Genomic DNA, 7,978 nt, shown 5'->3' on the forward strand with positions numbered 1-7,978 from the left:
GTGGTTTGGGGGAAGTTGTTACGAAATTGTGTATGTTAACCCCGAAAATGAAAATGTTTATAAAAAGCGTAAATTATCGGATGTTTTTTAAAATTTTTCGGATAGTTTAAAAAATGGAAACCCTTACAATAGAGAATGTAAGCGATTTATTTTCTTAAGGGGGAAACAAAACAATGAAGAAGCTAGGCATATTAGTCGTAGGCTTGTTATTACTATTTTTAACCGCATGTGGCGGTGGAGAAGAGAAGTCTTCTGGAGAAGGTAAGGTTACCGAACTTACCGTTTGGAATGACTGGACTGAAAATCGTCCGGAATATAAGGTTTATAAAGATATCATTGCTCAATTCAATGAAGAAAACAAAGATAGTATCCACGTTAAAATTGAAAGTATTCCTCATGATCAATATGAAACAAAGCTAAGAACACAGGCAGCAGGAAAGCAATTGCCGGATATGTTCCGCGTGTGGCCTGGTGCACGTATTCAGCCTCTAGTTGAAGGAAAGGTGTTACTTCCTTTAAATGAAATTCTTGATACGTGGGAAGGGAAAATTCCGGAAGGTATCCTGAAGGATTATGCAGTCGACGGAAAGCAGTACGCGATTCCTGCAAACATTAGTGAAACTAGCTTGATTTACTATCATAAAGATGCAGTGAAAAAAGCAGGATTTGAAGATTTTCCAAAAACGTATGATGAGTTAAAAGATCTAATCAAGGCATTAAATGACCAAAAGGTAACACCAATTGCATTAGGGAATAAATCCATTTGGCCTCTACAATCCGTTTATATTTCAACCATTGCAGATCGTTTTACAGGCAGTGAATTCTTACCAAACACTTTGAGTGGTAAAGGGTCCTTTACGGATGAGAACTTTGTAAAAGCATTATCCGTAATTGAAGACTTGGCGAAGCTTAAAGCATTTAATGAAGATTTCAATACTATTGATGAAGCACAATCTAGAACAATATTTAATAGTGGAAAAGCTGCCATGCACTTCGCAGGTTCTTGGGCAATTGGACCAATCCTAGAAGGTGTAGAAAATATTGATAATATCGGCGTTGCTCCGTTCCCAAGCTTTGGCGGAGAAGGAGATACTGCAAAAATTTCTGGTGCAGCGGGTGGCGGTATCGCTCTAAATGCTGAGCTATCTGGTAAGAAAAAAGAAGCAGCATTAAAATTCTTAGAGTACTTCTATGATGATGAGTTGTACCAAGGATTAGCTAAGTCTAATATCGTTGTTCCAGTACAAGTTGAAATGGATGATAGCATTCCTGAAATTTACAAAACAGCTAACGGATTTGCACAAGGCGGTTTAGCACCAGTGTATGATGCAACGTTAACACCTGAGTTAACAGACATGATTAACAATGGCTTACAATCCATCACGATTGGTGAAAAAACACCGAAGCAATTAGCAGAAGAAATGCAGAAGGAAAACGAAAAAGGAAAGAAATAATCTTTTAAAATACAGGTTGCCTCTTTCATGGCAACCTGTCATTTCATAGGGGAGATAAATATGCAACTAACTGGGAAAAGTAAAGCGGCTCTTATTATCGGTTTACTGCCGGCATTTTTGATTTATACCGTTTTTGCTATCTATCCGATTATCCAATCGTTTTATTATTCCTTTATGGAATGGGACGGTTTTTCAGAAATGGAATTTATCGGTTTGCAAAACTTTGAGAATCTTTTTCAAGATTCATTATTTTGGAATTCAGTAGGTAATAACATTTTTGTGGTCATCGCCTCTGTCTTTGGACAGATTCCGATTGCTTTATTTATTGCTCTGTTGTTAAATCGAAAAATTAAAGGTTTAAAGATTTTTAGAACCATTGGTTTTCTGCCCGTAGTCTTATCGACGGTTGTAATCTCGCTAACATGGAGCCTGATTTATAATACGAAGGATGGAATGATTAACGAAATTCTAAGGGCTGTTGGGTTAGATTTTTTGGCACAAAACTGGTTAGGTGATACAAAGTGGTCGATGGTGGCTGTGTGTATTACAGTCATTTGGCAATTCGTTGGGCTCTATTTAATTATTTTCCTAGCTGCCTTGCAAAATATACCGGAAGAAGTAAAGGAAGCGGCAAAAATTGATGGTGCTTCAGAATGGATGACGACATGGAAAATAACCATCCCTATGATTTGGGATACCATCATTGTTGCGATTATATTGTGTATTTCCGGTAGTTTAAGGACGTTTGATTTGATTTATGTCATGACGCATGGTGGACCATCCCATTCTACTGACGTGATGGCGTTGTATATGTTCAATGAGACATTTTCGAATCTGAAATATGGTTACGGCAGTGCGATATCGGTATTTATTTTCTTCTTCAGTCTCCTATTGATTGGATTTGTAAAAAAAATTCTAGGTCAAAAATTTATATGATGGGGAGGGGTACTCAAATGGAAACAACGATTAAGAAAACAACACAATCTGCATTGCCGCTGCATCAAAGTACAAGGAAAATGAGTGTGAAAAATACCCTCATATATGCAGTCTTGATTATTTTTTCGGTGATCAATGTTTATCCTATTATTTGGATGATTATTAACTCTTTTAAGTCAGAAAAAGAATTTGCGGTGAATCAATTTGGTTTACCAAAGACTTTGGTTATTGATAATTATATAGAAGCGTGGGGCACAGCAAATTTAGGTGTTCTTTTTAAAAATAGTATTTTTATTTGTTTACTCGCAACAGTGCTCACTGTGTTGATCGGAGCGTTAGCATCTTATTTTCTAGCAAGAATTGAATTTAAGTTTAAGAACGCCCTGTATACCTTCTTTATTTTCGGGATGTTAATTCCGATTCACGCTACACTTGTTCCAATGTTTATTTTATTGAAAAACTTGGGGTTATTAAATAATCCAATTACCTTGTTATTTCCTTACATTGCCTTCCATTTACCCATTACGATATTTATTCTAACCAGTTTTATGAAGGCGTTTCCGAAAGATATTGAAGAATCGGCGATTATCGATGGTTGCGGGATTTTCCGGATTTTCTGGTCGATTATTTTGCCGATGTCCCGTCCGGCGCTTGCTACCGTTATCATTTTGAACTTTATTTATAACTGGAATGAGTTCTCGTTTGCTCTCGTATTACTAAATGATCCAGCCCTTCAAACATTACCGTTAGGTCTTGCAAGTTTTGCTGGTCAGTTTACCGTTAATTATGGAGCGCAGATGGCAGGGTTAACGATGTCGATGATTCCTATTATCATTTTCTATTTATTCTTAGAAAAAGAAATTGTAAATGGTATGACAGCCGGGGCCGTAAAAGGATAAACTAAATGGTATAAAATTAAAAGGCTGATGTGCAATGATCCGAAATTGGGGATTAAAAAATAAGTTTGTTACCGTATTCTTACTCTTGATTACCTTACCAACCTTGATTATAGGCTGTGTAATTTACTATCAAACCACAACCATTTTTAAGCAGCAGGCTGAAAACAATGCAGTTGGTAAACTTGAAAAAAATGAAGATAACTTAACTTCCATCATCCGTGGGATTGAGAATATGTCTTCTTATATGATTTATGAAAAAAACTTCCGAACGTTTTTTACCGCTACGGAGGAGAATCTTAATCAAGCAGAGTATAAAGAGGCAGTTGCAGGGATTAATGGTTATTTCACCTTTCAGCTTATGAGTCATAGCTATATTGATTCTATTCTATTAATCGCGAATGATGGACATGTTTTAGAGATTGGCAACCGGGTAATTGGTGATGAAGTTAGATTGAATCAAGTCGCCAAAGATCTAGAAGGCGCTCCCTATTGGAGCAATACCTATAGAGTGGTTGAAAATGGGGCTGCAAAAAAGAATGTTGTTAGTTTAACAAGGGTTATTAATGATATTAACCATATCAACGAACCTATCGGAATGGTGAGAATTCGCCTAGACCAATCTAAGCTTTATAAGACAATTGAAAATAATACGATGAACCAACCTGGTGATTATTTTGTATTGAACAAAAAAGGAGAAGTTGTCCTGCACCAGGATCCTTCATTAGCTGGCACGCCCTTTCCTGATCCAAAAATAACGGATTGGATTGTAAACAGCAAGAGTAGAACGTTGAAAGCCGAGGCCAATCAAAGTGACTATTTAGTTGTTAAAAGGGCAATCGCCGGAACAGATTGGGTTTCAATTGCGATGGTGAATGAAGGAGAAGTGGTTAAGAGTTTATATAATGTCCGCGGCTTGTTTGTTTTTATGTTTTTTCTTTTAGTAGTGCTTGGAGCAATTGCTTTTATAGGATTTTACCAATCTTTTATCCGAAGGATCGTGGAACTGACGAAGCAAACCAAGCAACTTGGAGAAGGGGATTTTACTGCTAATGTTCCTGTCTCCTCACAAGACGAGATTGGAAAGTTAGGACTCCGCTTTAACCAAATGGTCACGACGATACAGAAGTATATTAATCAAGAATATAAGTTAAAGATCAAACAGCGTGAATCGGAATTGAAGGCTCTTCAAAGCCAGATTGATCCACACTTTTTGTACAACACGCTGGATATGATTCGGTGGACAGCACGGTTAGAAAAAGCAATGGAAACAGGTCAGTTAATTGAGCGATTGTCAAAAATATTCCGTATGAATTTAAATATGGGAAAAATGTGGGTGAAGGTAGAGGAAGAGGTCCAGTATATTCAAAATTACTTGGAGTTACAAAAGAGCCGCATCGGCAATCGTTTGAATTATAGTATTTTTTACGATGATCAAATAAAAGATATCTATATTATTAAGCAAATTTTACAGCCATTAGTAGAAAATAGTATTCTTCATGGATTTGATGATTTGCCTAGACAAGGCGTTATCCGGATTCGATTGTTTAAGGTAGAGAAGGAAATTTGGATGGATGTCATCGACAATGGCTGGGGATTTCCGAATGAGAAACAGGAACAAGACCCGAATCGTAAAAGTGGTTATGCCCTACCTAATCTCATCGACCGTTTAGAGTTTGCCTTTGGTGAAGAGGCAAAGTTCGAGGTGGTAGATTCTCTAGTGGGAACATGGATCCGTCTAAAGCTTCCGATATCCGAGAATGATAATAGTAATCTAATTTCAAATGAGACAGGTGAGTAGTATGCCTTTTAAAATGCTAATCGTTGATGATGAACCGATTATTTGTCGTGGTTTGCAACAGACAATTCCGTGGGACGAATATATGGTGGAAGTCGTTGACCTTGCGTACGACGGGGCGGAGGCTATTCAAAAGATTAAAGAACATGGTGATATAGATTTAGTAGTAACCGATGTCAGAATGCCGAATGTCGATGGCTTGAGATTGTCCGCATTCCTTGCAGAGAACTATCCTGATATTCGGACGATTATCATAAGTGGGTATGACGATTTTAAATATGCGCAACAGGCCATTCAATTAGGTGTAAAGGAATACTTATTGAAGCCGGTAGATGTAAATGAGCTTTTACGAGTCATCACGAAACTTACGAGTGCCATACAAGAGGAACAAATAGCAGCTAAGCAAATTTATCAGATGAATTTACAAAATGCTATCTTTCATCAAGTTTTAGATTTACCTGATACCATTCCGAACCACTCGAGTTTATTCGCCAATGTGCGTATTTATCCCTTTGTTTCTATGTTAAAAGAGTATAAGAATAAAACAAAAGATTTATCTGAGGAAGAGCTGCAAAGCCTGAAAGCAGATTGGGAACAGCTAGTGGAAAATTCCTTGAAGAGTCAGGGGTATGAAAGTGTATCGGTTTTTACAAGTAAAAATGTATTGTTAACTTGTGTAACAAATGGTCAGTCTGCTCTTACTCCTGAAAACTTGAGTTTTCCAGAGTTGAATTGTGTTTTTAATGAAATCGACATAACAATAGGTCAGCTGAAAGAGGTCTATCAGAAATTATATGAAGATACTCAATATCTTCCTTTTAGTAAACAAGGGTTTGTTGTCAGTCCTGTAAGTGAATCATCGGCTTTTAACCCAAAAGGCAGTGACTGGTTAATTGAAAGGGCAGAACAATATATTAGGTCCTATTATGAGTCACCGATCAAGGCACATGAGGTGGCGGACTATATTAATATCTCTCCTAATTATTTCAGCTCACTATTTAGACAAAAAACGGGCAAGAGCTTTAATGATTATATTAATACCTTACGTGTTGAGGCAGCAAAACAGCTTCTTGAAGAAACGCCTTTTAATGTAAATGAAATTGCTGAAAAGGTGGGCTATCGAGAATATAAGTATTTTGTAGATGTTTTTAAAAAATTTACTGGCTATACTCCAACAAAGTATAGAAACATAACAGCAAATAATATTCATTAATCATAAAAGATTCTTATTGAACCGGAGGTAATTACGATGCAAAAGACAATCAATGTACCGAAGGACTTTTTCCTTGGAGCAGCCGTGTCGGCTTGGCAAACTGAGGGATGGTCAGGAAAAAAAGAGACACAGGATTCCTTTCTTGACCTGTGGTATAAAGAGAATAAAAATGTTTGGCATAATGGGTATGGTCCTGCTGTAGCAACTGATTTTAAAAATAGATATAAAGAAGATATTGGCTATATGAAACAAATCGGTTTGCAAAACTTTAGGACGTCTATTAACTGGTCTCGTTTTTTACTAGATTATGAAAATGCTGTGGTAGATGAGGAATATGCTAGTTATATAGATGATATGATCAATGAGTTAATTAAGAATAACGTGGAGCCGATGATTTGTCTTGAGCATTACGAGCTTCCTGCTGAATTATTTAAGCAATATGGCGGGTGGGGTTCGAAGCATGTCGTGGATCTATTCGTTAAATATGCGGAGAAAGCTTTTGAACGTTATGGTGATCGCGTTAAGCATTGGTTTACGTTTAATGAGCCGATTGTGATTCAAACGCGTGTTTATTTAGATGCAGTTCGTTATCCATTTGAACAAAATACTCAAAAATGGATGCAATGGAATTTTAATAAAAACTTAGCGACGGCTAAAGTTATTCGTTTATTTAAACAAATGGGCTTAAAAGATAAATATGGAGCAAAGATTGGTAACATCATCAATCCAGAGGTAGCCTATGCGCGTTCATCTGCTGAACATGATCAAAAGGCAGCCCGAATCTTTGATTTATTTTACAACAGAATTTTCTTAGATCCTTCGATTAAAGGGGAATTCCCTGCAGAATTAATAGAATTAATGAATAAACATGATATTGCATTTGAAGCAACAGAAAAGGAATTGCAAATCATTAAAGAGAACACCGTCGATTATGTGGGATTGAACATCTATTTCCCATATCGAGTAAAAGCTCGTTCATCGGCATGGAATGAAGAGACACCTTTCCATCCTTCCTATTATTATGAAAGCTTTGATTTACCAGGCAGAAAAATGAATCCACACCGCGGCTGGGAAATCTACCCTCAAGTGATGTATGATATCGCCATGCGGATGAAAGAAGAGTACGGAAATATCGAATGGTTTATAGCCGAAAATGGAATGGGTGTTGAAAATGAATACCGATTTAAAAATGAAGAGGGCATGATCCAAGACGATTACCGGATTGAATTTATTAGTGAGCATTTAAAGTGGTTATTAAAGGGTGTTGAAGAGGGCTCCAATTGTACAGGTTATATGCTTTGGGCCTTTAGCGACAATGTGTCTCCGATGAATGCCTTTAAGAATCGATATGGCTTGGTAGAAATTAACCTCGAAGAAAATCGAAACCGAGCTTTAAAAAAATCTGCCTATTGGCTAAAGCAAGTCATCGAAACCAAACAATTCGATGCAGAGGATGAAAACATATATAAATAGGCTGTTTAAAAAAGCTAATTTTTGTATGGGCACTCTGTTGATTGGAGTGGAAGGCACGAAGAATCCTGCGGGAGGACTGGGCTGGTGAGACCCCTAAAACGGTAAAAAGAAGTGAGAGCGGACACTCATTAAAGGTTCGGCGGAATTATGGTAACAATCCGAGGCGGATAGTGCCCGTAAATTCGGTTCGGCGGAAATACGGTAACAA

At 37.2% G+C, this 7,978-nt stretch carries 6 protein-coding genes; all 6 read left to right on the forward strand.

Annotation, left to right across the window (positions count from 1 at the left end):
• Positions 1 to 173 precede the first annotated feature (173 nt).
• The 6 genes from V7124_RS04050 to V7124_RS04075 all read left to right on the forward strand — a co-directional run bounded on the left by V7124_RS04050 (position 174) and on the right by V7124_RS04075 (position 7,770).
• Positions 174 to 1,454 carry an extracellular solute-binding protein gene (locus V7124_RS04050; RefSeq protein WP_335486311.1) on the forward strand — a complete coding sequence of 427 codons (1,281 nt, stop codon included), beginning with the start codon at positions 174 to 176 and terminating at the stop codon, positions 1,452 to 1,454.
• Between the two features lie 60 nt (positions 1,455 to 1,514).
• Positions 1,515 to 2,390 carry a carbohydrate ABC transporter permease gene (locus V7124_RS04055; RefSeq protein WP_335486314.1) on the forward strand — a complete coding sequence of 292 codons (876 nt, stop codon included), beginning with the start codon at positions 1,515 to 1,517 and terminating at the stop codon, positions 2,388 to 2,390.
• An 80-nt stretch (positions 2,391 to 2,470) separates the two neighbouring features.
• A complete protein-coding gene (locus V7124_RS04060) occupies positions 2,471 to 3,289 on the forward strand; it encodes a carbohydrate ABC transporter permease (protein ID WP_420490502.1) in 819 nt (272 codons plus the stop codon).
• A 34-nt stretch (positions 3,290 to 3,323) separates the two neighbouring features.
• Positions 3,324 to 5,087: a sensor histidine kinase gene (locus V7124_RS04065; RefSeq protein ID WP_335486321.1), complete on the forward strand. Its 1,764-nt coding sequence runs from the start codon at positions 3,324 to 3,326 to the stop codon at positions 5,085 to 5,087.
• 1 nt (position 5,088) lies between these two features.
• Positions 5,089 to 6,297, forward strand: a complete 1,209-nt coding sequence (locus V7124_RS04070; protein WP_335486324.1) for a response regulator transcription factor — start codon at positions 5,089 to 5,091, stop codon at positions 6,295 to 6,297.
• Positions 6,298 to 6,333: 36 nt separating this feature from the next.
• Positions 6,334 to 7,770, forward strand: a complete 1,437-nt coding sequence (locus V7124_RS04075; RefSeq protein ID WP_335486327.1) for a glycoside hydrolase family 1 protein — start codon at positions 6,334 to 6,336, stop codon at positions 7,768 to 7,770.
• Positions 7,771 to 7,978: the final 208 nt, after the last annotated feature.

It is taken from the genome of Neobacillus niacini (assembly GCF_036961885.1).
Lineage (GTDB): Bacteria > Bacillota > Bacilli > Bacillales > Cytobacillaceae > Neobacillus > Neobacillus niacini_H.

Coding starts and splice junctions, on each gene's coding strand:
- V7124_RS04050 (WP_335486311.1), top strand. CDS start 174: ATGAAGAAGCTAGGCATATTAGTCGTAGGCTTGTTATTACTATTTTTA.
- V7124_RS04055 (WP_335486314.1), top strand. CDS start 1,515: ATGCAACTAACTGGGAAAAGTAAAGCGGCTCTTATTATCGGTTTACTG.
- V7124_RS04060 (WP_420490502.1), top strand. CDS start 2,471: ATGAGTGTGAAAAATACCCTCATATATGCAGTCTTGATTATTTTTTCG.
- V7124_RS04065 (WP_335486321.1), top strand. CDS start 3,324: ATGATCCGAAATTGGGGATTAAAAAATAAGTTTGTTACCGTATTCTTA.
- V7124_RS04070 (WP_335486324.1), top strand. CDS start 5,089: ATGCCTTTTAAAATGCTAATCGTTGATGATGAACCGATTATTTGTCGT.
- V7124_RS04075 (WP_335486327.1), top strand. CDS start 6,334: ATGCAAAAGACAATCAATGTACCGAAGGACTTTTTCCTTGGAGCAGCC.